This is a genomic window from Nocardioides sp. CPCC 206347 (genome assembly GCF_048654605.1).
In the GTDB taxonomy this organism is placed as follows: Bacteria; Actinomycetota; Actinomycetes; order Propionibacteriales; family Nocardioidaceae; genus Nocardioides.
The window spans coordinates 83,549-109,071 of the sequence record NZ_JBMCYZ010000002.1 but is presented as its reverse complement, the minus strand read 5'-3'; the positions used below and the strand labels follow the sequence as shown (position 1 = coordinate 109,071).

Below are 25,523 nucleotides of genomic sequence, written 5' to 3'. Positions count from 1 at the left end.
CTCACTCGACGCCGCCGGTCAGGGTGACGCCACCGTCGACCACAACGGTCTGGCCGGTCATCCAGCCAGCGTCGTCGGAGAGCAGGAACGCGACCACGCTGCCGATGTCCTCGGGGACCCCGAGGCGCTTGAGCGGGTAGACCTGGCTGACCAGGTCTTCTCGCCCGTCGTACAGGGCAGTGGCGAACTTGGTCTTCACCACAGCCGGCGCGACGCCGTTCACGCGAATGTCGGGGCCGAGCTCGACGGCGAGCAGTTCGGTGATGGAGTTGAGCATCGCCTTGGTGGCGCCGTACCAGCCGATGTTCGGCGCCGGCCGGACGGCGGTGACCGAGGAGACGTTGACGACCGCGCCGCCGTGTTCCTTCATCCACGCCCCATGGACCTTCTGCACCCAGGACAGGGAGGCAAGGCAATTCACCTCGACCACTCTGCGGGCAGCGTCGAGGTCGAGCTCGACCATCGGACCGTAGGCCGGGTTGATGCCGGTGTTGTTGACCAGGAAGTCGACGCTGCCGAACGCCTCGACCGCCTGCCGGATCGTGTCGTCCTGATGGTCGGTGTCGTCGGCCTTGCCCGCGACGGCGAGCGCCTTCGCGGGACCGCCGAGGAACGCGACCGCCTCGTCAAGAGCCTCCTTGTTGCGCGCGGTGATCACCACCCGAGCACCATCGCGGACCAGGCGCTCGGCGATGCCCAGCCCGATGCCGCGGCTGGCGCCGGTGACGATCGCGGTCTTCCCAGCGAACCTGCTCATGCGAGGCGCTCCAGCACCATCGCCATGCCCATGCCGCCGCCCACGCACATGGACTCGACGGCGAACTGCTTGTCGTGCCACTGCAGGGAGTTGATCAGCGTGGTGGTGATCCGCGCACCGGTCATCCCGTAGGGGTGGCCGATCGCGATCGCGCCGCCGTTGACGTTCAGCTTCTCCAGCGGAATGCCGAGCTGCTGGGCCGAGCCGAGCGACTGTACGGCGAACGCCTCATTGATCTCGAAGAGGTCGATGTCGCCGATGCCCAGGCCCGCATGGCGCAGCGCAGCGGGGATCGCCTCGACCGGGCCGAGCCCCATGATCTCCGGCGACAGACCCGTCACCGCGGTCGACACGATGCGGGCGAGCGGCGCCAGACCGAGTTCCTTGGCGCGGACGTCGCTCATCACGACGAGGGCAGCCGCGCCGTCGTTCAGCGGACACGCGTTGCCGGCGGTCACGGTGCCGTCGGGACGGAACACCGGCTTCAGCTGACTGACGCCCTCGAGCGTCGTGCCGGGGCGCGGGCCGTCGTCGGTCGACACGACCGTGCCGTCCGCCAGCGTGACCGGAGTGATCTCGCGGGCCCAGAAGCCCTCTTCGACCCGCTGGCAGGCGAGGTTCTGGCTGCGAACCGCGAACTCGTCCTGCTCGTGGCGCGACATGCCGATCACCTGTGCCACGTTCTCGGCGGTCTGGCCCATGGCGATGTAGAGGTCCGGCAGATCGCCGGTGGTGCGCGGGTCGACCCAGGCTTCGGCCCCGCCGCCCGCACGCTTGTCGGTGACCGCCTGCGCCTCGGCGAACGCCGGGTTCTGCCCCTCCGGGTTGTCGGACCAGCCGTTGAAGTACCGGCTCACCGTCTCGACGCCCGCGGAGATGAAGGCGTTCCCCTCCCCCGCCTTGATCGCATGGAAGGCCATCCGCGTGGTCTGCAGGCTGCTCGAGCAGTAGCGGTTGACCGTGACGCCAGGCACGTGGTCCATCCCGCTCAGGACTGCGACAGCACGGCCGAGGTTGTTGCCACCTTCACCCGCGGGGTTCCCTGTGCCGAGGATCAGGTCGGTGATCTCGCCGGGGTCCAGCGCGGGCACGCCGGCGAGCGCGGTCCGGACCATTCGCGCGGCCAGCTCGTCAGGTCGCATCTCCTTGAGCGACCCCTTCCCGGCACGTCCGATCGGAGAGCGGACGGCTGAGACGATGACTGCTTCGGGCATGGGGGTCCTCCTGGGATGAAATGTTGTGCTTGCTTAAGGTGCGATGGAAAGGCCGGGGAATGCCGGCGGCCGACCCTCGAGATAGCTGGTGAGCCCCTCGCGGAAGTCGGGGGAGCTGAACGCGTCGAGCATGAGCCGGTCGGCCTCATCGAGAGCCTCGGCGAACGTGCTGTCCTGGGCATGGAGCAGCTGCCGCTTGATCGTTCGCATGGAGGCCGGCGAGCAGGCGTTCGCCAGTTCCTCGGCGTAGGCGACGGCAGCGTCGAGCAGCAGGTCGGGCTCGACGATCCGGTCGATAAGCCCGATCCGGAGAGCCTCGTCGCCGAGGACGACCCGCGATGAGAGCAGGATGTCCAGGGCGCGGCTCCGGCCAACGAGGCGCGGCAGCAGCCAGGCGACGCCGTACTCGGCGATGAGCCCGCGGCGGGAGAAGGCGGCGGTGAGCTTGGCGCGCGGAACGGCGAAGCGGACATCGCAGTACAGCGCCTCGACGAGCCCGAGGCCGGCGGCACCACCGTTGATGGCTGCGACCAGCGGCTTGCTGAACAGCAGGGGGCGGTGGCGCGGCGGATCACGTTGCACCACCGCGGAGAGGTCCCGGCTCTCCAGGACCTCGGACAGGTCGTCCATCTCCGCGCCGGCGCAGAACCCGCGGCCAGCTCCCGTCAGCACGACGGCCCGCACGTCAGGATCTGACTCGGCCGCGTCGAGGAGCTCGAAGTAGCGCTGCTCCAGGACGTCGGTCCAGGCGTTGAGCCGGTCGGGACGGTTCAGCGTGAGGACCAGGACACTGCCTCGACGCTGGGCGAGGACGACATCAGCCGTGCGCTCCGCTGTCATCTCGGCCCTCTCGTTGGTACGTGTTGGTGCCCCGGGGTACGGCGCCGCCGTACCCCGGGGTGCTTGGTCACGACGCGGCGACGTCGTACGGGATCGGCCGGTTCTCCTTGGCCCAGAGCTTCTCCGCGTCGGAAAATGCCGGCGGCGGAACGAGGCCCTGCGTGCGCCAGAGGTCCATCGGGGTCTCGTCGACGTGCCACTCCCAGTCGAATCCGCGATCCTTGACATGGGGAACCAGCGCCTTCTCGAACTCCTCGCTCGCCCAGGCCCTGAGCTCAGCCGTTTCCAGCTGTCGGGCGACGTGGTCGACGAAGATCCGGATGAAGTTTCCGACGGGTTCGCCACCGACCAGGAAGTCCTCCTCGGGCACCTCCCGGAAATTCACGACGACATAGAACGCCGGGATACCGACGGTCTCGGTGTACGCCGCGGTGATGTCCTTGGCAAATGCCTTCTTCTGATCTGCCGTGTAGGCACCGATCGGGGTTTGAATGTTCCACAGGGGCATGACGAATTCCTTAGGTGAGAGGGATGTTGACCTGGGTGGTCACGTGGGAACGATGGGGCCCGCCGTCCCGGACGGGTCCTACGCCAAGGCGCGAACGAAGTGCTCGCAAGCAGCCGTGGACGACACCTCGAACTCGGCGCCGGTGTAGATGTCGAAGTGGCCGCAGGGCAGCACGACCAGCTCCTTGGGCTCACGGGCCCGTTCGTAGGCCTCGAATGCGAGATCTGCATACGCACTGATGTCCTGATCGGCCACGATCATCAGCAACGAGGACGGTGAGATGCGGTGGATACCATCGCCCGGCTCGAACTCGCCGATCCGCTCGAGCGAGCGAACGGTCACCTCGTTGCGCCAGGACGGTGCCCGGTCCTGCGCCGTCTTCGTGAAGAAGTCCCAGGCTTCCTCGCTGGCCATCAGCGCCGAGCCCATCGGATCCGCGTCGACCGCCGGCATGAGCGTGGGCTCGCCACCGTTGTAGAGGTTGCGCCGCTCTGCGTCCAGACTGGCGTGCAACATGGGACGGAAGTCGGGACGAACGAGCCGCGTCAGCTGGCCGGACCCGCTGATGAACGGGACCTGGGCGACCACGGCTCGTACCCGAGGATCGACTGCGGCGACACTCAGCACGAGCCCACCGCCGTGGCTCGATCCCCAGATGCCGACCCGGGCGGGATCGACGTCCTCACGCCCCGTCACGTACGTGATGGCGTGACGAAGGTCGCGAACCTGGGCGATGGGGTCGATGTCCTGGCGCGGTGTGCCGTCGCTCGCGCCGAAGTTGCGGTGGTCGTAGGCCAGGACGTTCAGGCCAGCCCGGGAGAAGCACTCGGCATAGTCGTCGAGATGCATCTCCTTGACCGTGGTCAGCCCGCCCACCAGCACGACCACCGGGGCTGGGGAGGCCGCCCCTTCCGCGGGGTAGAACCACCCGCGCAAGGTGACGTCGTCAGCCAAGAATTCAATGTCTTCGCGTGCCATTGCAGTTCCTTTCAGCAGAAGGGTGGTCAGGGCTGGATGTCTGCGGCGGTCGCACCTGCGTCGCGCAGCTGGATCGCGCTCATGGCCGAGAACTGCAGGGTCCAGAGGTTCCCGTGGCCCGGGTACTTCGCCGACATGATGCGGACCAGGTCCTCGGCATCGCCTGCCACCTCGTAGGCAGCCGCGAAGTCCTGGATGTAGGCACGGGTCTCGGCGATCATGGTGTCGACCGCGTGGTCGTCGCCGTCGGGCCTGCGGTGGCCGGCGACGATCACCTTGGGTGCCAGCTTCTCGACCAGCGCGACTGTCTCCAGCCAGTCCTGCCATTCCTCCGGCGTCGACAGGCCGAGCATGGGGTGGATCTCGTTGTAGACGGAGTCGCCAGCCACCACGACGTCGATCTCGGGGATGTGCACGATGGTGGTCGGATGGATGTCCGCCTGCTTCACCTCGATGATGTGAAGGGGGGAGCCGTCGACATAGAGGGTCTTGTCGTCGGAAGGGTCAGGAAGCGCCCCGGCGTCGACACACGCGTCGCCGAACATCAACGCCCACTGCCCCCGCTGCAGCTCCATGGATTCCTTGATCTCCTCGACGACGTGCGGCAACGCGACGCACTTGGCGTCCGGGAACCGCTCCATGAGGGGACCGATGCCGAGGTAGTGGTCGGCGTGGGCGTGGGTGACGTAGATCGTGGTGAGCGTCTTCCCGGTCCGCTCGATCAGGTCGCCGAGATCGCGCACGTCGTCCTTGAGGTACTGGGCGTCGATGAGCACGGCTTCGGTCGCACCGGTGACGAGGGTCGCGGTCGTGGGCGAGAACGTCCCGCTGGGAAAGTCAGGCACGTCTTCCGCGGGGATGTTGGGCCAGCGACCGACGTACACGGTCGCCCGGATCGGCGGGACTGCTGCGGCCTGCGGCCGGATGTCGGTGTTCACGACGTACCTCCAGGTTGGGTGTTTTGCTGACCGAAGTGCGGGTGAGACGTTCTTTCCCGCCGGTAGAAAAGACGCTAAAAGGGTGCGATCTCCCGGACATAGGTTGAGCGCGCCGGGCGCCGGTACGGGGCTGCCACGATTCGTCACGCGTCCTGCGACGACGACGTGGCAGCCCGGGCGACTGCATAGTCGACAAAGGCGTCCAGCAGGGACGGGTCGTCGACCGAACGTGCTTCGGCGACCGCCGAGGCGTCGTCTCCTTGCAGGATGCGCTTGACCGGGACTTCGAGCTTCTTGCCCGTTCGGGTGTGCGGGATCCCTCTCACGACGATGACGTCGTCCGGCACGACCCGGGGCGACACCGCCTCGCGGATCCGTCCAACGATGCGCTCGCGGAGCGCGTCATCGAGGGCGGAGTGGTCGGCCAACGTCACGAAGAGCGGCATCCAGTAGTCGCCGTTCTGCCGCTCCGCGCCGATGACCAGGGCTTCGGTCACCTCGGGGAGTTCTTCGACGACGCGGTAGATGTCGGCGGTACCCATCCGGATCCCGTTGCGGTTCAGGGTGGAGTCCGAACGTCCGTGGACGATCACGGTGTTCTGCTCGGTGATGGTGACCCAGTCACCGTGCCGCCAGACTCCGGGATAGGTCTCGAAATAGGCCTCCCGGTAGCGAAGGCCGTCGCCGTCGTTCCAGAACCGGGTCGGCATGGACGGCATCGGTTGGGTGACCACCAGCTCCCCCACTTCGTCGCGCAGGCTCCGGCCGTCCGCGTCCCATGAGTCCAGGGCGACACCCAGTTGAGCGGCCGTGATCTCCCCGGCCCGGACCGGCAGGGTGGGTACGAAGCCCGCGAAGCCGCTGGCCACATCGGTACCGCCGGTCACCGAGGCGAGCGGCACATCGCGGCCGACGTGCTCCGCGACCCACGAGTGCAGCTCGGGAGCGACCACGGAGCCGGTGGCCCCCAAGGTCCTCAGCCGATGCAGATCGTGGTCAGTGCCGGGTGATCGGCCCGCTCGGGCGCAGGCTTGCAGATACGCCGGGCTGGTACCCAGCACGGTGACCTCGTGGCGGGCTGCGAGCGCCCACAGCGCATCGTCGGTGGGGTACGACGGACTTCCGTCGTAACAGACGACCGTCGCGCCGACGAGCAGGCCACTCACGAGGGAGTTCCAGACCATCCAGCTCGGCGAGGTGTACCAGAGGTACTTGTCGGAGGGCCCCAGGTCCAGATGGAGTGCCAAGGCCTTGAGGTGCTCGAGCACGATGCCGCCGTGGCCGTGGACGAACCCCTTCGGCTTTCCAGTGGTGCCCGACGAGAACAGCACCCAGAGGGGATGGTCGAACGACACGTGCGCAGGGGTCATGGCCAACCCGTCCCCGGCGATCGCCTCTGCCCAAGGCGTGGTGCCCGCGGGAGCGCCCGAGCCGGGATGCAGTCGATCGACGACGAGCACCTCACGCAGCGTCGGCATCCCGGCCTGCAGGGCTGGCAGCGCCTCGAGCCGATCGACCTCGCGTCCGCCGAAGCGGTATCCGTCAGCCGTGACGAGAACCACCGGATCCAACTGCCCGAGGCGATCGACCACCGCCTCCGGTTGATAGTCCTGCCCACAGCACGACCAGGTGGCTCCGAGGCTCGCAGCGGCGAGAAAGGCGATGACTGTCTCGGCGATGTTGGGGAGGTACCCGACCACACGGTCTCCTTCTCCAACGCCCCGGTCGCGCAGCCAGTTCGAGAGTGCGGACACCTGGCGGCCGAGCTCGGTCCACGAGATCGTCCGCGGCCCGGGCCCACCCGGTTCGGAATCGTCGATGATCGCCGGACGGGATGACGTGGTGTGGCTCAGCACGGTGTCGACGTAGTTCAGCCGCCTGCCGGGAAACCACTCGGCCAGAGGCATCTCATGCGATGCCAGCACCGGCCCGACACCCGTCATCTGCACCCCGAAGTAGTCCTTCAGGGATGCCCAGAACTCCTCCTGACTGGCCACCGACCATTCCCACAGGGACTGGTAGGAGGCGGCCTCGTAGCGGTCCGTGGCCTGAAGCCAGTCGATGAACTCAGTGATCCGGGCGCCCGCGACCCGATCTGCCGAGGGTGACCACGTGATGTCGCCGGCTGCGCTCACGCTCTCCTCCGGGGTCCCCTTCATTCGGAAATCCACATCTCTACCCTTCTTCAAGGCGTCGTCCCCGGGTGCCGAGAGCATCGGGGATCAACAGCCGTGGCTGTCTCGGTACTCGCTCGGCGAGACCCCGAAGCGCCGGCGGAACTCCCGGCCAAGGTGGCTGGGGTCGTAGTAGGACCAGCGGTGAGCGATCGTCGCGACGGTCATGTCCGTGTGCACCAGGTCCTCACGGACCGCGGCGAGACGCCGGGCACGCACGACTGCGGTCATGGTGTCGCCGGTCAACGAGAATGCGCGGTGGACGGTTCGCGCCGACACGTTGTGGGCGGCCGCGAGCGTCTCGACGTGGATGGGGCCGCTCCGCAGGTTGTCGTTGATCCAGTCTTCGATCTTCGCGCGCAGACCGGACAAGCCAGATCGAGGTGACGCAGAACGGCTCTCCGCGCGGATGACACCGGCAGTCAGCGTCACCAGCACCCCGCGGGTCGCCTCGACCTCTGACGCGTTCATGGCTGGAACACGGCTCCAGACCTCGTCGAGCACCGTGACCAGGACACCAACGAGCGGCCGGTCCTGCTCGAGCACGAGGCAGGCGGGGATGTTCGCGTCACAACCCGCTGCCACCAGCACGGCGCGCGGCAAGGTCAAGGTGCGCACGCCTGCCTGTTCCGCGGGCCATTCCTCGGACGGGAAGCCAGCCACGACCATCACGGTGTCCCGGCGCGTCTCCCCAAGGTCATCCAGGGACGACACGTCCTCCACGCGCGGACCTTCCCAGTTCGCGAGCTGGAGGTCGCCGACCTCCCGCATCCAGGGCGACCCGGACCCGGCGGGCTCGAAGTCGAGGACGTCGATCTCGGTGGATGCAGTCGCGGTCATCGGCGCCTTCCCAAGCAACGGACGGGGTTCGATCGGTCTGAACAGACTGATCGCCGACCACCACAGGAGGCATGGTGTGAATGACGTATCCCGTTACCTATCTGCGCTCGCGTACGACCGTTTCGCGTCACAGCCACGCCCCGCGAGGGCTAGGCTGGCTGGACCATGTCCTCACGGTCGGCGAATCCGCCGGACAACCTGCCCGCGGACCTGACGAGCTTCGTGGGCCGTAGGTCCGAGGCCCACGCTGTCCGCCAACTCCTCTCGGCCGATCGGCTCGTGACCCTGACCGGGGTCGGCGGCGTCGGAAAGACCCGCCTAGCGCTGCGGGTTGCCCATGACCTGCGACGCGCGTTCCCGGACGGGGTCTGCCTGGTCGAGCTGGCCAACTTGAAGGACCCGGACCTGCTCCCCCACACGCTGAACGATGCCCTGGGAATTCGCGAGCAGTCAGCAAGCGCTACCTCGGTCCTCGCCGACTACCTGCGCCCCCGGCACACGTTGCTGGTCCTCGACAATTGCGAGCACCTGCTCGAGACGACCGCAACCCTCGTGGACCGGCTGCTCCGCGCGGCCCCGAAGCTGCGGGTCCTGGCCACCAGCAGGCAAGCGCTGATGATCGCCGGCGAGCACATGTACCCGGTGCCGACGCTGCCGGTGCCCGACGTGGACGTCCGTCTCGCTCCCGGCTCGGCGACGCAGTTCGCGGCCGTCAGCCTGTTCGCCGCCCGCGCAGCTGCGGTGGTTCCCGGGTTCGAGATCACCCCTGACAATGAACAGGCGGTCATCCAGCTCTGCCAGCGCCTGGAGGGGATCCCGTTGGCGATCGAACTGGCGGCGGTGCGGTTACGCATCCTCACGGTGGACGAGCTTGCGCACCGGCTGGACAATCGGTTCGACCTGCTTCGTGAAGGTAGTCGTAACCTGCCGGAGCGGCACCAGACGCTTCAGGCACTCATCGACTGGAGCCACGAGCTGTGCACTCCCGCGGAGAAGATCCTGTGGGCGCGCGCATCCGTCTTCACGGGCGGGTTCAGCCTCGACGCGCTCGAGGCTGTCTGCGCGGACGAGCTGCTCACCGAGGAGAACCTGCTCGACACGGTGGCCGGGCTGACCGACAAGTCCATCCTGATCCGGGGCGAGCAAGGCGGACGCGTCAGGTTCCGCATGCTCGAGACCCTTCGGGAGTACGGCCAGGTCCGACTGCGGGAGTCCGGTTCGGAAACCGAGTGTCAGCGCAGGCACCGAGACTGGTACCGCCACGTCATCGAGAAGGCTTCCGCGGAATGGTTCGGACCGGGACAGGAGGACTGGGCGGCCCTGCTCCGCGTGGAGCATCCGAACGTACGCGCTGCGCTGGAGTTCTGCCTCGGACGGCCTGCCGAGGTGCGCATCGGGCTGCGGATGGCCGGCCTGCCCTGGTTCCTCTGGGCTGCGCTCGGCTTCATGACCGAAGGTCGTCTGTGGCTCGACCGGGCTTTGGCCCTGGACCAGGAGCCAAGCCTCGAACGGGTCTGGGCGCTGGGCACCGCCGCTGACATCGCCTTCTTCCAGGGCGACGAGACTGCGGCGACTTCCCTGATCGACGCGCTCCAGGCCCTTGCGGACCAGCTGGGCGACCCCAAGGGTCTGGCCTACGCCACCCACATGCGCGGTCTCCGGGAACTGGGCTCCGACCCGCACGCAGCCATTCCAGTGCTGGTCGAAGCGCTCGACCGATACGCAGGCACCGACGTACCCGCCGACTACCCCAACAGTGTGCGGCCGGCACTGGCCATGGCCTACCTGCTCTCGGGCGAGTTGGACAGCGCAGCTGAAGTGGTCGACGAGGCATGCCGGCAGTGCAAGCACGCCGGCGAGCGGTGGCTGTTGTCCTACGCCATGTGGGCGAAGGGGATCTTGCGCCTCCTACAGGGCGAGCTCGACCAGGCTGAGGCCGACTTGTGCGAGGCACTCCAGCTCAAACGGTTCACCCCGGACAGCCTGGGCCTGGCCTTCATCCTGGATGCTCTCGGGTGGACCGCCGCCGCGCACGGCGACTCCGAGCGGGCAGCCGTGCTCCTCGGAGCATCGGACCAGGTCTGGCGGACCGTCGGCGTCCCCCTGTTCGGCGCGAAGCATCTTCTCGCCCGGCGCGAACACTTCCAGGACATGGCTTGCCTGGCGATGGGTACCTCCGGATTCACCACCGCCTTTGCACGCGGAGGCGAGCTGACTGCCGAAGAAATGGTGACCTTCGCGCTGCGGGAGCGCCGCACCTCCTCGGTCGAACCTCGACAATCAGACCGCCTGCTGACGGCTCGCGAGCGCGAGGTCGCGAACCTGGTGGCTCAGGGAATGTCGAGCAAGGACGTAGCCGCCAAGCTCGTCATCTCCCGTCGCACTGTCGATGCACACGTTGATCACATCTTCGCGAAGCTGGGGTTCAATTCCCGCGCACAGATCGCGACCTGGGTGACACAACAGCAAGTGGCGGAATCGCCGGATCGGTGACCGCCGGGACCCCGACTCCGGTCCTCAGACTGGTTCCAGTCCGGCGATCTTCCAGCCGGCACCCGAGCGCTCCATGGTCACTTCGACCCGACTGCCGGACACCGAGGACCGGTCGCCCTTGGCGGTCGTGGTCTGCGTCAGGAAGACCAGGACAACCACCTCGTCCTTGCCGCCCGAGACGACCCCCGCCGCGCTGACGGTCGCCTGGGTGCTGATGCCGCGGTCCTTGGCCGTGGGCTCGACGACGTCCGTGACGATCTTGCGGTAGTCGTCGCGGAAGGCACCTGTCGTCTGGTCGAGCGCACGGTCAAGATCACCGCTGAGAGAGCTGTTGTCGTAACTCAGCAAAACCGGAACGCGGGTCTTGGCGGCCGACAGCGCGTCCGCACGAGCGTCAGCCACCGCGGCAGCCCGATGCGCCTGCCAACCCGCGACGAGCACAGCGGCCAGCGCGGCCACGACGACCGCGAGAACCATCAGTCGGGAACGGTTCATGCTCTTCATGCGACGAACTCCAGTCCCGCGACGAGCCATCGGTCGCCTTGTTCTTGAAGGTCGACCCGGAGCCGGTAGTTGCGCGGCTCGGCCTCGGCGGTCTTCTTGTTCGTGACCGTCCCGGTCGCCGCGACGATCACCGTTGCCCGGCCTTCGTCGAGCTTGACCACCCCGGCGGACACGACGTCGCCGGTCGCGGTGACCTTGTTCGCCTTCAGCGCCTTGCGCAGGCCGTCGGCCTGGGCCTCGAGCTCCGAGCGGAAACCGGCGGTTGCCCCATCCAGCAGGCTCGCCAGGTTCTCGTCCGACGTGGCGCCACTGATGGCGATCAGACCGCTCACCTCGACGGTCGCTGCGGCCACAGCAGCTTTCTCATCGATGACCCGTTGGCGCTGATCCTGCCAGTCGAGCCCCCGCTCACCGCCCAGGATCAGCAGGGCACCCACCGCCAGGGAAGCGAGCCCGGACTGCCAGGAGAACGGTTTCCGGAGTGCGGCGAAACGCTCCCTCAGCCCGCCGACAGCGGCGCCAGTACCAGGATCTTCCACAGTTCTTCCTCCTTGCCTTCGTCGACGTCGAGGTCGCTCTTGTCGCCGCCCCGCCCGATCGCCAGGTCGTAGGCCACGGAGCCGCTCGTGTCAGGCCAGGCTCCCCGGCGGAACGTCAGGCCGCACGATGCCGGCAACGGGCCGCGTCGTGTCGAGTCGGGACACGGAAGGTTGCGGGCACCGCGGACGGCAATCGGGCTGTCGGCCGGGATCTCGCAGTGGGCCAGTGGATCAGCATCGCGACGACTGGTGTCGCTGGGCGATCTGCGCTGACGAACGGGCAGATACCCCGCCTTGCAGCTGGGTGGATTGTTCAACGCGGCACGGAGGTCGAACTCGGCATCGCCGAGCCCGGCACGCGGGTTGATCGCGCCCTGGAGGCGGGCGACGGTGGCTGGATAGACGACGAGCATCTGCTTGATACCCGGCAGGTAGGCGTTGAGCACCTCGGCGTTGGTGGTCGCGTTGGTGAGGAACATCGGCAAGGTCGGTTGCACGTCGGTGATGGTTCGCGTGAGTGCATCCAGACCGCCCGGACCAGACCTGAGCAGGGCGCGCAGATCCGCGCTGTCGCTGGCTGCGAGCACCGTCGTCAGGTCGTTCAATGCCGCCGCGTAGGTCTGTGTGCTCGTCCCCAGTTCCCCCTGAGTGGTGAGCACGGGGCGCAGGGCGGTGATCAGCGACGTCGTCGTGTCGATATGCCGCTGGGCTTCGGCCAGGAGCTGCCCGGAGGAGTCGATGATCCCCTCCAGATCCGCAGACCGTCCGCCGAGCCCGTCCCCCACCTGATCCAGCACGAGGCGCGTCTGCTTCTTCGGCACCGATGCCAACAGCCGATTGACGGATTCCAGTACGGGCGTGATCTGCGGCATCTCGATCGCACGGTCCCGCGGGATCTCGCCGCCATCGGCGAGGAACGGGCCCTTCCCCTTGACCTCGGCCGGCGGAACGAGATCGACGTACTGCTCGCCGATGGCAGAGGTGCTGTGCAACTCGGCCTTCGACCCCGCGGGAATTTCGGCGTCGTTGTCGATACGCAGCGTCGCCACCGCACCGTCCTCGCTGACCTCAAGTCCCACGACGGTGCCGACCTTGACCCCGCGGTAGGTGACCAGTGCCTTGGGATACAACCCGCTCGCATCGGCGTAGTCGACCGTGACGTCGTACACGCCGAGACCCACCATTGCCGGAACCTTGGCATAGGCAACGAATGCCAATCCGAGCGCAACAGCCGAGAGGGCGGCAAAGATCCGCAACTGCCAGATGATCAGGCGGGTGAGGAGCATCAGCAGAGTCCTAGCAAGGAGAGGAGGCAACTGGTCTTTCCGGCGGAGGAGCCGGCACCGTCGCCCTGCCCGCGTGGCAGGTTCAGCAACTTGCCCAGCTGATCGTCCAGCTGATCGGTGAGCCGGCCGCCGGAATCGGGTCCAGCACCGCTGGCGGAGTCCGGGATGATGAGCGGATCGGCGAGGGGGTTCCCTGCCTGCAGCGCTGGGGAAACGCCGTTCAACCAGACGTGATCGAGGGTCGTCGTACGCAGGTCGACCGTCGTGAAGAGGTTCAAGTAGTCGCCCTTGATGGCGTTGCGTGTGGTCATAGCCGGCCACGGGATGGTGAGGCCCAGCTTCAACGCCTCGGGCAGTGACTCACTGACCTGGCCGAGGTTGGTGAGGATCGGACCCAGCGAGTCGAGGTTGGCCAGCAGGGCCGCCTCATTCACCTGAACGACACGCACTGCCCGCTTGCTGACCCGCGCAGTGTCCGTCACCGCCTTCACCAGGTTCTCCCGTTCCTCCTCGAGGACCCGGAGACCAGGGCTGATCCTCTTGACGGCGTTGACGAACTTTCGTTGGTCGGCGTTCAGACCGGCGCTGAGAGCATCGAGCGATTCCAGTGCGGAGACGATCTCGTTGCGGTTGGTGTCGAGGACGACGAGCAGTTCGTTGGTGTGGCGGATCAGATTGCGAGTGTCCGGCACCCGGCCCTCGAGGGCCGTCGACAGCTCCCCGGTGATCGTGCTGATCTGCGAGAGCCCACCGTTGTTGAGCAGGAGCGCCACCGCCCCGAGAACCTGCTCTGTAGCGGGGTAGGAGCCGGTCTGTTCGACGCCGATCACGTCTCCCTGGCGGAGTACGGCGTCGACCCGGGCATCGGTTGCGGCGGGCGCGGCCGAGACCTCGACGTACTGCGCGCCCAGCAGGGTCTTCTGGCCGATCGAGAACATCGCGTCCCCGGGCAGCTGCACGTCATCGAGGAGGTGCAGCTCGACGACGGCCTCCCAGCCGTCGACCTCGATCTCACCGACGGTTCCGATCACCACGTTGTCCTTCTGGACCGTCGAGTTGGGGACCAGGTTCTCGATCTGGTCGAAGTGGACGTGGACGGTGTAGCCGTCGTCACCGACTGCCGCCTGTCCGGGCAGCGTGTGGTCGTTGGGTTGGATCGCGCAGCTGGAGGAGAGGACCCCGGCAATGACCCCCACGACTGCGAGCGCCCTCATGGCGCACCCCCGGGCGCACGACCGAGCAGATCGGCCAGCGGGGCAGACGCGTCGTGGCACTGCTGGCTGGTCCCGCCGATGCCCAGCAGCGCGCCGCACAGCAACTGGCCGATGCTGTCGAAGTTGGCGGTGCTTGCCCTCGTCACGATCCCGTTGTCCTCGATCGTGTTGTGAAAACCGATGAGCGCGTGTGGGGCGACGTGGAACACGCCAGCGAGCTCGTTGGAACGGTCCGCCAGCGCCGCCATCAGGAGGTTGAGGTCGCGAACGGTGTTCGTGAGCCCGGTGTGGTGACGCTGGGCGTACTTCTCGGTCTTCGCGAGGACGTTGGCGAGGTCACGCAGGGCTCGGCGCAGAGTGCTGCGATTGTCCGCGAGCACGGTGCCCACCGCAGCGAGTTCGTCGGTGAAGCCGCGGACTGCCGCATCGTTGACCGCGAGGTTGCGGGTGAAGCGATCAAGGTTCTTGACCGTATTGAACAAGTCCGACCGGCCGTCTGACAGCGCTGCTGCAGCGTCGTGAAGCTCGATGATGGCTTTGCGCAGGAGGTCAGAGTTGCCGCTCTTCAGGCTTCTCTCGAGGGCCACGATGGTGGTGGCGAGCGCTCCGTCCTTGTCACCGTTCTGCGGTCCGAGGGTGGTCGCGAGATCGGTCAGCTGCTCCTTCACGTCGTCGAACGTGACGGGGACGGCCGTTCGCTCGACCCCGATCGCATCCCCGTCCCGGAGCCGCTCGCCCGTCGTCCACACCGGCGCGAGCTGGACGAACCGGCCGCTGACCAGGCTGGGCGCGACGATGGCGGCACGGGCATCCGCAGGAATCGGCTGGTCTCCATCGACCTCCAGAGTCACGACGACACTGTCACCTTCGTTCTCGATGGCAGAGATCTTGCCGACGCTGACGCCCAGCACCTTCACGTCGTCATTGACGTTCAGTCCCTCGGCGCTGGTGAAGCGCGCGGTGATCGTCGTGTAGCTGTCGTCGTCCCACCAGCTCCAGGCACCGACGGCCAGCGCAGCTGCGAGGACCAGGGTGACAACCCGGCGCCCTGGCCTCCACGACCGAACCCCGCCCATCACTGCGACAATCCGGACAGGATCGGCGCCAGCGTCGCGGGCGAGGTCAGGTTCTGGATGTAGATGTCGAACCAGGGTCCGCTCGCGAGGGACTCCCCGACCCCCGTGGTGTAGCCACGTAGCCCGGTGATGGTGGCCTGCAGGTTGTCCTTGTTCTTGTTGAGTACGTCGACCACCTTGTCGAGCTCCTTGAGTGCAGGCCCCAGTACGTCGTCGGTGTCACGCATGGTCAGTCGCAGCTGGGAGGAGAGCCGCCGCGCGCTCCGCAGCAGGCTGACGACGACGTCCTGTCGGGCGTCCACCTCCTCGAGCAGGGACCTGCCTGCACCGAAGAGCGATGCCAACTGCTCGTCGCGGGTGGCCAGCACTCCGGTGACCCGGTCGGCCCTGTCGACCAGTGAGGTCAGCGCATCGTCGTTGGCCGCGACGGCCGAGGACAGCGCCATGACGCCCTCCAGAGCCGGGCCGATGTCCGAACCCGTTGCCTGCAACATCGCGGAGGTCTCCCCCAGTGCATCCGCGAGCTTCGCCTTGTCGATGGCCGCAGTGGTCTCGGTCAGCTGGTTCAGCGTGCTCGTCAGGTTGTACGGCGAGGAGGTGCGGTCAACGGGAATGGTCCCGCCAGAGCTGAGGTCACCTGGACCGCGCGGCTCGAGCTCGACGGCCGCGCGTCCCAGCAGGGTCACCGTGACGATCCTGGCTTCGGTCCCCTCACCAACCTTGACGTCGGCGTCGGTCAGCACGATGTCCGCGACGACGTGCTCGCCGTCGAGACGGACACTGCGCACCTTGCCGACCTGGGCGCCGGAAATCAGCACGTCGTCTCCGTTCTTGAGGCCACCGGCCTCGGCGAAGTGCACGTGCATCACGTCGTTGTTGCCGATCAGCGGCAGCTTGTTGAGGTTGAGTCCGGCGAGCACGGCCAGAACCAGGGCCAGGGTGCCGACGACCCCGCGGATGGCAAGGCGATCGCGACCGTCGTTCCTCATCGCTGGCACCGCTTTGCTTCGGACTGGATCCACGGGGTGATGCCCAGATCGGTTCGGAGGCGGGCACCACACAGGAAGATGTTGAAGAAGTTGCCGTAGGAGGCGGTCGTCTGCAGCGTCCGGTAGTGAACGGGCAACGCAGCGAGGACCTGTTCGAGCGTGGCCGTCTTCTGGTTGATGCCGCGGCTTGCGACCGCGAGAGCCACCAGGTCGTTGCGGAGGTCACCCCGCGCTGCGGCGAGGAGCGGCGCCGTCTCCTGGGCAAACGTGTCGATCTGCGCAGCGGCGTCCAGGACCTGGGAGTCCTGCTCGTCGAGACCGACCGTCAGCGCTTCCAGGCTGTCGATCAGTTCACCCAGAGAGCCGGAGCTCTCATCGACAGCGCCCACCACGTTGTTGAGGTTGCGGATCACCCGGCCAATCAGCTCTTCGCGGCCCCCGATCGTGGTCGTTGCGGATGCAACGTGGTCGACGAGCGCGGCGACCGCCGACTGCTGCCCCTGGAGCACCTGGACCACCTGACCGGACAACTTGTTGATCTCCGAGGGGCTGAGACCGGCGAAGAGCGGCCGGAAACCGTTGAGCAGGGTGTCGAGGTCAAGCGCTGACGCGGTCTGCGAAAGCGGGATGATTCCGCCCTTCGCGAGCAACGCGGGCCCCGGGCCCTCAGACCTTGCGGTGTCCTGGGTGAGCTGGACGACGCGGTCGCCGGTCAGGTTGCGGTACTGGATCGTCGCGTGGGTCGCCGTCGTCAGGTCGTGGTCATTGCCGACGTCGAAACTCACGCGAACGGTGTTGTCGTCCTGGACGTCAATGTCCTTGACCTTGCCGACATCGACGCCCGCAATCCTGACTTCGTCGCCCGCCACCAACCCGGAGACATCGTCGAACACGGCTGTGTAGGTCTCCCGGTCACCCGGTCGGTACTCCCCCGTCACCGCGGCGATCCAGACCGTGACGACGGCGGCAAGGCACAGGAACGCACTGAACTTGATCAGGTCCGCGCGTTGGCGCTGGCGCTGGATGCTCATCCTCATGGCAGGTTGACTCCCCCCGCCAACAGGCCCAGCAGCGTGTCGAGCGACGACTGGCTGGGCGTTGGCTGCGGGCCGACGTAGGGGTTCGCTCCGGTCTTCAGTGCGGTCAGTGGCTGCGCTGCCTCTTCGGGCGTGACGTGCGGCAGGCCGAAGCAGACGGGCCCTCGGTCCTCCCCGACGAGGGGGAGGTTCTCGCCGTACTTGTAGGGCTCCCGACCGGGAACCACGTGGGTCTGGGCGGTCAGACCTGGGTTGGTCCCCCCGATGGCCGCCTCCAGCGGCTTGTTGACCTCGGCCAGACCCAGCACCAGGCACGGAAGTCCGGGCGCGTAGCGCTTCAGGGTCCGGGTGACCGGCTCGATCAGGCTGAGGGAGGTGAAGATGCCCTCTTCCGAGCTTCGGAGCAGGATGTCTGACTGGTCGCTGAAGGCGGTGAGGCTGCGCTCGAATGCGCCGAGCGAGGCGCGTTGGCGCACCAGTGCGTCAGAGATCTCGCCTGTCCGCGAGAGGGTGGCGATCAGATCCGGCCGGGAGGCGTCGTACACGTCGAGGACGTCGTCGGCAGCGCGAAGGTCCGAGCTCAGCGATGGCAGCGCAGCGTTGAAGGACACCAGGTAGGCGTCGGTCCGGGTGACCAGGTCACCGATCAGCTTGCCCCGTTGGTCGAGGGCGCCGGCGCCGGCGGTCAGGGCCGCGTTGACCTCGGCTGGCCGGGCCACGTCGAGCACCTTGGTGAGGTTCTCGAAGGCCTCGTTGACCTCGACGGTCACCTTGTCGGCGGGGATCACCGCACCCGCACGGATCCGGTCGCCCGTCCCGTCGCCGACCGGAGAGAGCTGGACATACTTGGCACCGAACGCGGTCGGCGGCACGATCTGCGCCGTCACGTCCGCCGGCACCCGGTCGACGACGTCGCTGTCGATCTTGAGTTCGATCCTGACTGTCTCACCTTCGCCGTCCACCTCGCCGACGGTGCCGATCTCGACACCTCGGAGCTTGATGGGTGCCCCCTTGGCCAAGGTGAGGCCTGCGCGATCTGCCTCGACCGTGACCAGCACGTTGTCCTCAAAGGCGCCGCGGTACTTGGCGATCGTGCCGACGATCAGACCGGCAATCAGGAGAAGGAAGACGAAGCCGAACACCAGCTGTCGGTCGAAGCCGTGGGCGCGCGTGGTTGTCATCGTCCGGTCACCCCGCGATGTGGACCGAGGGTCCACCCCAGACGGCGATGGCGAAGATCAGGTCGATGAACATGATGCAGATCAGTGCTGAGCGCACGGCCTTTCCGACAGCCTCGCCCACTCCCGCGGGTCCGCCGGACGCGCGGAAGCCGTGGTAGCAGCAGATCGACACGATCACGAGGGCCATCAGGACGACCTTGACCATGGCCAGGAACAGGTCGCCCGTGATGAGGAAGGTGCTGAAGTAGTGCTGGTAGGTGCCAGGAGCCTGGTCGTAGCCCACCGTCACGACGAGGTACGTCGCGAGCCAGCACATCATCAGCGCGATCGCGAAGAGCGGTACGACGGCAATCAGCCCCGCGATGATCCGGGTCGTGACCAGGTAGGGCACCGGGTGAACGGCCATCACCTCGAGGGCGTCGATCTCCTCGCTGACCCGCATGGCACCGATCTGGGCGGTGAAGCCCGCGCCGACGGTCGCGGTGAGGGCGATGCCCGCGATGATCGGCGCGACCTCACGGGTGTTGAAGTACGCCGAGAAGAAACCGGACAACGTCGAGACACCGATGTTGTCGAAGGACGTGTAGGCCTGCAGGCCCACTTCGATCCCTGATGCTGTGGTCAGAAAGCCGATCACCATGACCGTTCCGCCGATCAAGGCAAGGGCTCCCGAGCCGAGGGAAACCTCGGCGAGCTGGCGCAGGATCTCCCTGGGATAGTGCCGGAGTGCTCGCGGTGCGTGCGAGTAGGCACTGCCGTGGAAGCTGAGCTGGTCGCCCAGTTCACGCAGCGACTTCGTGGGGGACGCCATTTCAGGCACCTGACTTGATCTGGAAGAACAGCGCCGTGATCACGCTGTTCGCGGCGAAGAGCAACATGAACGCAAAGACGACCGTCTGGTTGACCGCCTCGCCCACGCCCTTGGGCCCGCCCTTGGCGTTGAGCCCGAGGTAGCAGGCGGTCAGGCCTGCGAGGAGCCCGAAGACGGCAGCCTTGATCTCCGAGGCGAGGAAGTCGGGTAGCCCGATCAGGAGTGTGAGGTCGGCGAGGTACAACCCCGGCGTCGCCCCCTGGAGGACGACGGAGAAGAAGTACCCGCCGAGCAGGCCCACCAAGGTCACCATTCCGTTGAGAGCGACGCCGACCACCATCGAGGCCAGCACCCGCGGGACGACCAGCCGCTCGATCGGATCAATGCCCAACGTGACCATCGCGTCGATCTCTTCGCGGATCTTTCGCGAACCCAGGTCCGCACAGACGGCGGTCGCACCTGCGCCTGCCACGACCAGCACGCTCACGATCGGACCGATCTCCCGCACCACCGCCACGCCCGCGCCCGCACCCGCCAGGTCCACTGCCCCGATCTGGATGAGGATCTGGTTGATCTGGAAGACGATGACGACACAGAACGGGATCGCGACCAGGAGGGCAGGGGCGAAGGAGACCGTGGTGATGAACCAGGCCTGAGAGACGAACTCACGGAAGTGAAAGCGCCGCGTGAACATCTGCTTGAAGACCTTGCCGACGAAACCGTAGAAATCGCCGAACGTTGAGAACGTCTTGAAGGGCATCGAGGACCTGACCGCGTCCCGCGCGATTCGGCGAGCCTCGGGGCTCATGCCGTCGGGTCCTCGACGTTGCGGACCCTGTCGCTTCGGGGCGTCGAGCGCCGCCCACACCTCCGCAGAAAGCTCGCCCGCGGGTCGTGTCATCGTGCCCCCGGCTTTCCAGGGTCAACGGTGAATCTCGGTGATGACTTCATCGGTCCATTCCCGGTCGCGCCGCCCTCGCCCTCGGCCGTTCCACCCTAGGAAAGCTGTGACCGGCACCTCTAGGACGATTGCGCCCAGCTGTGGGACCAGAGCGCCCACTGCGAGGACCGACCAACCGGAAGCAAGAACGGCAAGGCCATGGATGACCTTGCCGCCCTGATCTACGCCGTCAGCACAGAAGACCTGGCCAGCTCCAGGTAGGGCTCGACTGCCTGTCCCGCGGTGTCGAAACCGGGGCCTGTGCCAGATCCAGCACGGCGCCGATGGTCGATTCCTGCCGAGATCACCGCGACCTTGTAGCAACCGAGCGCCTGGTGGAAGTCCCAGTCGTCCAGCGCGACACCACCGACCCGCTCGTAACCCGCCGCCAGGTCCTCGACCGTCGGCAAGCGTTGACTGGTCCATGCACTTGGCGCACCGATGACCAGGTCGAAGCACGGATGCCGGTAGGCGCACATCATCGCCACGTCGGCGATCGGGTCACCGATGGTGGAGAGCTCCCAGTCGACGACTGCAGCCACCGTGCCCGCGTCAGGTGAACCGGGAGCGACGAGCAGGGCGTTGTCGATGCGGTAGTCGCCGTGCACGACCGAGGTGGAACGCTGCTCCGGTACGGCGGCGGCGAGCTTCGCCGCTACCTCCTGCGCCAACGAGTCGAGCCGCTGGTCCCCCACTGTCTCCCACTGGCCCGACCAGCGGCGCAGCTGCCGGGCGGCGTACCCGTCGGGGCGTCCGAACGACCCCAGGCCGACGGCCACGTGGTCGACCCGGTGCAGGGTGGCGAGGGTGGTGAGCATGCTGTCCATGACCACCGCCAGCCCCTGGTCGTCGTACGTCGCCAGGTCGGCCTGGGTGCGGATCGCGACCCCGTCGACGAAGGCGCTCACGGTGAACGGCACCCCGAGCACGTCCTCGGCCTCGTGGATGAGCACCGCGTCGGCGACCGGGACGTCGGTGCCCATCAGGGCTGCGGTGACCCGGTGCTCGCGCGCCACGTCGTGGGCCGACGCGGTGCGGCCGGCGAGCGGAGGGGTACGCAGGACCCAGCGACGGGCTCCGTCGGTGATCGCGTAGGTGAGGTTGGACCGGCCACCGGCGATCAACACGGCCTCGAGCGGTCCGGCGGTCGGCGTACCCGCCTCGGCCATCAGGTGGGCGACCGCGTCCAGCTGCGCTGCGGAGAGGTTACTCATCAACGCTGGCCAGACTCGCCCGCGATGCGGCGGACGGCACGCTTGGCGATCGACCAGCGATGCACCTCGGACGGGCCGTCGTAGATCCGGAAAGGCCTGATCTCGCGGGCGATGCGTGCAACCGGCAGGTCGCGCGAGACGCCGAGTCCGCCGCACATCTGGGTGGCGCGATCGACGACACGGTGCAGTGCTTCGGCCGCGAAGGTCTTCGCGATCGAGGTCGACTCCGAGGCCCGCCCTCCGTCGTCGAGCTCGCGGCACGCGACCAGGAGCAGGGCACGGGTCGCCGCGAGGTCAATCTCGTTGTCGGCGATCATCTGCTGCATCATCCCCAGGTCAGCCAGTCGGCCGCCGAAGGCCTCGCGGCCCGCGACGTGCTGCACCGCGACCTCGTGGGCACGCCGTGCCGCACCCGACCATCGCATCACATGCGTCATCCGGGCGGGGCCGAGCCGGACCTGCGCGTAGCGGAAGCCCTCGTCCACGCCACCCAGGACGTCCTCATCGGGAACGAAGACGTCGGTGAACCGCATCTCGCAGTGCCCACCGAGCATCGACCTGTCGACCGTCCCGATGTGGCGTCCCACCTCGAGGCCGGGCGCCTCAGCGGGAGCGAGGAACATCGTCGCTCCACCGAGTCCGCCCACCTCACCGCTGGTCCGAGCCATGATGATGAAGAAGCCGGCACCGTCGGCACCGGTGATGAAGTGCTTGTGGCCGTTGATGACCCAGCCCCCGTCGACCTTCGTCGCCCGTGTGGCCAGCATCGAGGGGTCGGAGCCGGCGCCCGGCGCCGGCTCGGTCATCGCGAACGCCGAGCGCACCCGCCCACGGACCAACGGCGCCAGGAAACGGTCCCGCTGCGCGGCGGTCGCGACGTGGTCGAGCAAATGGATGTTGCCCTCATCCGGGGCGTTGATGTTGAGCGCCATCGGGCCGAAGAGTCCATGGCCGGCCGCCTCGAAGACGGGGGCACGGTCCACCATGCCGAGACCGAGCCCACCGCAGTCGACCGGGCCGTGTGGCGACAACAGGCCCTCGGCACGCGCCTTGGTCTGGAGCTCAGCGCGGAGACGCTCGCCCCCGGCGAGCTCGACGTCGCCGTCGTGCTCGTCCTCGATGGGCAGGACCTCCCGACGGATGAACTCATCCGTCGCAGCGACCAGGTTCTCGATCTCGTTCGGCACCGGCGACCAACCTTTCGACCCGACCGAGCGATCGCTCGGTCGTGCCCAGAGTGCCATCAGCCGGTCCGACCGTCAACCAGGCGGCCGTCAGGCGCCGACGAGCCGCCGGGCCAGGACGAGATGGCGCTCGACGAGCTCGTCCTGGGACAACGCACCATCGGGGCGGTACCAGCCAGCCACCCCGATGCACAGCGTCGCCACGGCACGGGAGGCATCCTCGACGTGCGGGACGTCGAAGGCGCCTGCCGCAACCGCCTCGCCAACCACGTCCGTGATCATCTGCTGCTGCTGGTCACGCAGCGCGACGTACCGGGAGCGGTTCTCACCCTCGAGGCTGCGGATCTCACTCGAGGCGACGAAGGCCTCCGCCTGGCGTTCGAGGTGAAACCTCAGCAATGCTTCGACCAACGCATCGAAACGGGCCGCCGGGGTGGCGCCGCTCGCACCCGCGAGCGCCGTGCGGGTACGACACAGCAGGTCGTCCATGACAGCGATCATCAGCGCCATGAGGACGTCCTGCTTGGACCGGTAATGGTGGTACAGCCCAGGGACGGACAGTCCTGCACCTGCGGCGATGTCACGGATGCTCGTCCCGTGGTAGCCCTGCTCGGCGAACGCCGTCAGCGCGCTGGCGAGCACACGCGGCAAGGGAGCCGGATCGGCGGCACTCGCAAGGGTCGACACGCCCCCACACTAGGTCCGACGGCGCGCACGTCAGCCGCGGCACTCCCCGAACCCCGGACACGCTCGACGTACGCCAGCGAGGCCATCACCGCCTGCAGCGCCGGACCCTTGGGCGCGAGGGTCGACGCCCGTGACAGATGCGTAAGTCGTATGACTGCGTTGATGCGATAGAGTCGTCACCGGGCGGAGCCCGATGGCGACACAACGTTTCGTCATGCCGCACACAAAAGGAGACAGTGATGGCCACCGACTGGCCCGGTAGCAGTGACGAGAGCTTGAAGCACACCGTCCTCGTCAAGCGCCGTCCCTCGCTGACGCGCGATCTCCCCTATGGGCCGAGCGACCTTCAATGGGTGACGAACACGGCAACGCTCGTCTACGGACCGCGCGACGCGATCCTGATCGACACCTTCACGACGGCGGCGCAGAACGAGGAGCTCGCCGACTGGGTCGCCTCCTCCGGCCGCAACCTGACGCGGATCTACGCAACCCATGGCCACGGGGACCACTTCTTCGGCGTCGGACAGCTGCTCGACCGGTTCGAGACGGCCACAGCCGTCGCGACGGCCGGAAGCGTCACGCAAGCCAGGAGGCATGTCTCACCGGAGATGTTGCACGGGTTCTGGGAGCGGCTGTTCCCCGGCGAGCTTCCTTCGCCGCTGCAAGTGCCGGACGTCATCGACTCCGCAGTGCTTGAGGTCGACGGCCATGAGCTTCACATCATCCCCACCGGTTTCACCGACACCGAAGAGACGACGGTCGTGTGGGTGCCCAGCCTGAGGTTGATCGTCGGTGGCGATGTCGTCTACAACCACACGCACCCCTACCTCGCCGAGACCACGCCCGAGACGCGAGAGAACTGGCGAGCCGCCCTCGAGCGGCTCGCGCAGCTCGACGCCCGAGTCGTCGTCGCGGGACACAAGCACAGCGACTACCCGGACGACCCGTCAGACATCGCCGAGACATTGGCCTACCTCCAGGACTTCGACGCGCTGCGCGAGAGGACCACTACCGCCGAGGAGCTCTACGCCGCCCTCCTCGACAAGCACCCGCACCGAGCGAACCCCGGGTCAGCCTGGGCGGCAGCGAAGGCGGCCCACGGCGCTTGATGCCGGAGTCCCGGGCCGGGCGGAACGAGCCCTACGCGGGGAGCCGTTCGGACCACCCAAGGATCTCGTCGAGTGCGCGATCACCGGACGACTCGAGCATCACGTCGTGGCCGGCGTCGTCGACCACCAGAGTCTCCGCTCCATAGCGTCGAGCAGTGCGGAGCTGAGTGGCGAGCGGCACCAGGCGGTCATCGGCGCCGCCGATGACAAGGACAGGCTTGTCGGTGACCGCGGGTCGACGATGGAACAGCAACTGGTACTGGACCAGCGGCGAGTCGGCCTGCAAGCGCTTCATCTCCCCCTCGTGGCCGCTCGCGTCGGCGAAGATCAATCGTTTCGGCAGGCGCATCGGAAGACCGGCGATGAAACGCATCGCCTGGACGGGATGGCGTGTCGCCACGGCAAAGACGCTCGAAAACGCGGGCCCGCTCGGAATCGAGGACACCAGGACCGCTCCGCGCACGTTTCTCGAGACGCCCTCGGCCATGAGTCGCTGGACCACCAGCCCTCCGAGCGAGTGACCCACCAGCACGACCGGCCGGGGCGCGAGATGCTCGACGGTCCGACGCACATCGCGAACATAGGCCGAGATGGTCGCCCCACGGACGGTTCCCCCGCTGCCCCCGTGACCGCGACAAGACAGCGCCCAGCTGTCGACTCCCCGATCCACAGCCAGAGCTTGCCACCGGTCCCAGCACCAAGCGCCATGCCCGAGGCCGTGCACGAAGAGGAGCGCCACCTCCCCACCGCTCGATCGCGCCTGTCCGCTGACCAGTTCGATGTCGCAATCGTCCGGATCGGCAGCTGTTCCAGTGATGTAGTCGATGTAGCCGGTCACTCGACGAATGGTACGGCGCCCGTACGACATATGCATACCCTTTTCGCCTATGTTCCCGGAGCAATCGTGAGCCATCGAGACGCTCAGCCCGCACACGCTCGCGCGAGAGGAGCCTGAAGTCTTATGTGACAGAGGTGTTTTCGTTACACTTGCGTTTACGCGCAGATCGCGC

At 67.4% G+C, this 25,523-nt stretch carries 24 protein-coding genes; 2 read left to right on the top strand and 22 right to left on the bottom strand.

Going from position 1 to position 25,523, the window contains the following annotated elements:
- Window position 1: 1 nt before the first annotated feature.
- The 8 genes from ACOACQ_RS06630 to ACOACQ_RS06595 form a co-directional block, all read right to left on the bottom strand.
- Window positions 2-757: an SDR family oxidoreductase gene (locus ACOACQ_RS06630; protein WP_378598489.1), complete on the bottom strand. Its 756-nt coding sequence runs from the start codon at window positions 755-757 to the stop codon at window positions 2-4.
- Window positions 754-1,971, bottom strand: coding sequence for an acetyl-CoA C-acetyltransferase (locus tag ACOACQ_RS06625; RefSeq protein ID WP_420287922.1), 1,218 nt, complete (start codon window positions 1,969-1,971; stop codon window positions 754-756). The genes ACOACQ_RS06630 and ACOACQ_RS06625 overlap by 4 nt, the downstream gene beginning before the upstream one ends.
- Before the next feature lie 33 nt (window positions 1,972-2,004).
- Entirely contained in the window at window positions 2,005-2,811 is an 807-nt protein-coding gene (locus ACOACQ_RS06620; protein WP_420287921.1) for an enoyl-CoA hydratase-related protein, read from the bottom strand.
- 67 nt (window positions 2,812-2,878) lie between these two features.
- Window positions 2,879-3,319 carry a tautomerase family protein gene (locus ACOACQ_RS06615; protein ID WP_420287920.1) on the bottom strand — a complete coding sequence of 147 codons (441 nt, stop codon included), beginning with the start codon at window positions 3,317-3,319 and terminating at the stop codon, window positions 2,879-2,881.
- 78 nt (window positions 3,320-3,397) lie between these two features.
- Window positions 3,398-4,297, bottom strand: coding sequence for an alpha/beta hydrolase (locus ACOACQ_RS06610; protein ID WP_420287919.1), 900 nt, complete (start codon window positions 4,295-4,297; stop codon window positions 3,398-3,400).
- Window positions 4,298-4,323: 26 nt separating this feature from the next.
- A complete protein-coding gene (locus ACOACQ_RS06605; protein ID WP_378598473.1) occupies window positions 4,324-5,235 on the bottom strand; it encodes an MBL fold metallo-hydrolase in 912 nt (303 codons plus the stop codon).
- 143 nt (window positions 5,236-5,378) lie between these two features.
- Window positions 5,379-7,394 (bottom strand): acetoacetate--CoA ligase, encoded by a 2,016-nt coding sequence (locus tag ACOACQ_RS06600; RefSeq protein ID WP_420287918.1) that lies wholly within the window; start codon window positions 7,392-7,394, stop codon window positions 5,379-5,381.
- Window positions 7,395-7,457: 63 nt separating this feature from the next.
- Complete coding sequence (locus tag ACOACQ_RS06595; RefSeq protein WP_420287917.1) at window positions 7,458-8,249, bottom strand: helix-turn-helix transcriptional regulator; 792 nt, start codon at window positions 8,247-8,249, stop codon at window positions 7,458-7,460.
- Window positions 8,250-8,414: 165 nt separating this feature from the next.
- Here ACOACQ_RS06595 and ACOACQ_RS06590 point away from each other — a divergent pair, with 165 nt between their 5' ends.
- A complete protein-coding gene (locus ACOACQ_RS06590) occupies window positions 8,415-10,742 on the top strand; it encodes an ATP-binding protein (protein ID WP_420287916.1) in 2,328 nt (775 codons plus the stop codon).
- A gap of 24 nt (window positions 10,743-10,766) precedes the next feature.
- Here the strand turns inward: ACOACQ_RS06590 and ACOACQ_RS06585 are convergent, their stop codons facing one another.
- The 13 genes from ACOACQ_RS06585 to ACOACQ_RS06525 form a co-directional block, all read right to left on the bottom strand.
- Window positions 10,767-11,246, bottom strand: a complete 480-nt coding sequence (locus ACOACQ_RS06585; RefSeq protein WP_420287915.1) for a hypothetical protein — start codon at window positions 11,244-11,246, stop codon at window positions 10,767-10,769.
- Window positions 11,243-11,599: a hypothetical protein gene (locus ACOACQ_RS06580; RefSeq protein ID WP_420287914.1), complete on the bottom strand. Its 357-nt coding sequence runs from the start codon at window positions 11,597-11,599 to the stop codon at window positions 11,243-11,245. The genes ACOACQ_RS06585 and ACOACQ_RS06580 overlap by 4 nt, the downstream gene beginning before the upstream one ends.
- 146 nt (window positions 11,600-11,745) lie before the next feature.
- Complete coding sequence (locus ACOACQ_RS06575) at window positions 11,746-13,071, bottom strand: MCE family protein (RefSeq protein ID WP_420287913.1); 1,326 nt, start codon at window positions 13,069-13,071, stop codon at window positions 11,746-11,748.
- The gene (locus ACOACQ_RS06570) at window positions 13,071-14,285 is read right to left on the bottom strand and encodes an MCE family protein (protein ID WP_420287911.1); all 1,215 of its coding nucleotides are present in this window, start codon (window positions 14,283-14,285) and stop codon (window positions 13,071-13,073) included. The genes ACOACQ_RS06575 and ACOACQ_RS06570 overlap by 1 nt, the downstream gene beginning before the upstream one ends.
- A complete protein-coding gene (locus ACOACQ_RS06565) occupies window positions 14,282-15,361 on the bottom strand; it encodes an MCE family protein (protein ID WP_420287910.1) in 1,080 nt (359 codons plus the stop codon). The genes ACOACQ_RS06570 and ACOACQ_RS06565 overlap by 4 nt, the downstream gene beginning before the upstream one ends.
- Window positions 15,361-16,350, bottom strand: coding sequence for an MCE family protein (locus ACOACQ_RS06560; RefSeq protein ID WP_420287909.1), 990 nt, complete (start codon window positions 16,348-16,350; stop codon window positions 15,361-15,363). Before ACOACQ_RS06560 ends, ACOACQ_RS06565 begins: the two co-directional genes overlap by 1 nt.
- Window positions 16,347-17,387: an MCE family protein gene (locus ACOACQ_RS06555; protein WP_420287908.1), complete on the bottom strand. Its 1,041-nt coding sequence runs from the start codon at window positions 17,385-17,387 to the stop codon at window positions 16,347-16,349. Before ACOACQ_RS06555 ends, ACOACQ_RS06560 begins: the two co-directional genes overlap by 4 nt.
- On the bottom strand, window positions 17,384-18,568 hold the full coding sequence (locus ACOACQ_RS06550) for an MCE family protein (protein WP_420287907.1): 1,185 nt from the start codon (window positions 18,566-18,568) through the stop codon (window positions 17,384-17,386). Before ACOACQ_RS06550 ends, ACOACQ_RS06555 begins: the two co-directional genes overlap by 4 nt.
- A 7-nt stretch (window positions 18,569-18,575) precedes the next feature.
- Window positions 18,576-19,379: an MlaE family ABC transporter permease gene (locus tag ACOACQ_RS06545; protein ID WP_420287906.1), complete on the bottom strand. Its 804-nt coding sequence runs from the start codon at window positions 19,377-19,379 to the stop codon at window positions 18,576-18,578.
- A 1-nt stretch (window position 19,380) separates the two neighbouring features.
- Window positions 19,381-20,139, bottom strand: a complete 759-nt coding sequence (locus tag ACOACQ_RS06540) for an MlaE family ABC transporter permease (RefSeq protein WP_378599394.1) — start codon at window positions 20,137-20,139, stop codon at window positions 19,381-19,383.
- 362 nt (window positions 20,140-20,501) lie between these two features.
- Window positions 20,502-21,533 carry a phosphotransferase family protein gene (locus ACOACQ_RS06535; protein WP_420287905.1) on the bottom strand — a complete coding sequence of 344 codons (1,032 nt, stop codon included), beginning with the start codon at window positions 21,531-21,533 and terminating at the stop codon, window positions 20,502-20,504.
- Window positions 21,533-22,720: an acyl-CoA dehydrogenase family protein gene (locus ACOACQ_RS06530; protein ID WP_420287904.1), complete on the bottom strand. Its 1,188-nt coding sequence runs from the start codon at window positions 22,718-22,720 to the stop codon at window positions 21,533-21,535. Before ACOACQ_RS06530 ends, ACOACQ_RS06535 begins: the two co-directional genes overlap by 1 nt.
- A gap of 87 nt (window positions 22,721-22,807) precedes the next feature.
- Window positions 22,808-23,404 carry a TetR/AcrR family transcriptional regulator gene (locus ACOACQ_RS06525; protein WP_378595979.1) on the bottom strand — a complete coding sequence of 199 codons (597 nt, stop codon included), beginning with the start codon at window positions 23,402-23,404 and terminating at the stop codon, window positions 22,808-22,810.
- Between the two features lie 239 nt (window positions 23,405-23,643).
- Between ACOACQ_RS06525 and ACOACQ_RS06520 the strand changes: the two genes are divergently transcribed.
- Entirely contained in the window at window positions 23,644-24,513 is an 870-nt protein-coding gene (locus ACOACQ_RS06520) for an MBL fold metallo-hydrolase (protein WP_378595978.1), read from the top strand.
- Between the two features lie 31 nt (window positions 24,514-24,544).
- Here the strand turns inward: ACOACQ_RS06520 and ACOACQ_RS06515 are convergent, their stop codons facing one another.
- Complete coding sequence (locus ACOACQ_RS06515) at window positions 24,545-25,351, bottom strand: alpha/beta hydrolase (RefSeq protein WP_378595977.1); 807 nt, start codon at window positions 25,349-25,351, stop codon at window positions 24,545-24,547.
- Between the last annotated feature and the right edge of the window lie 172 nt (window positions 25,352-25,523).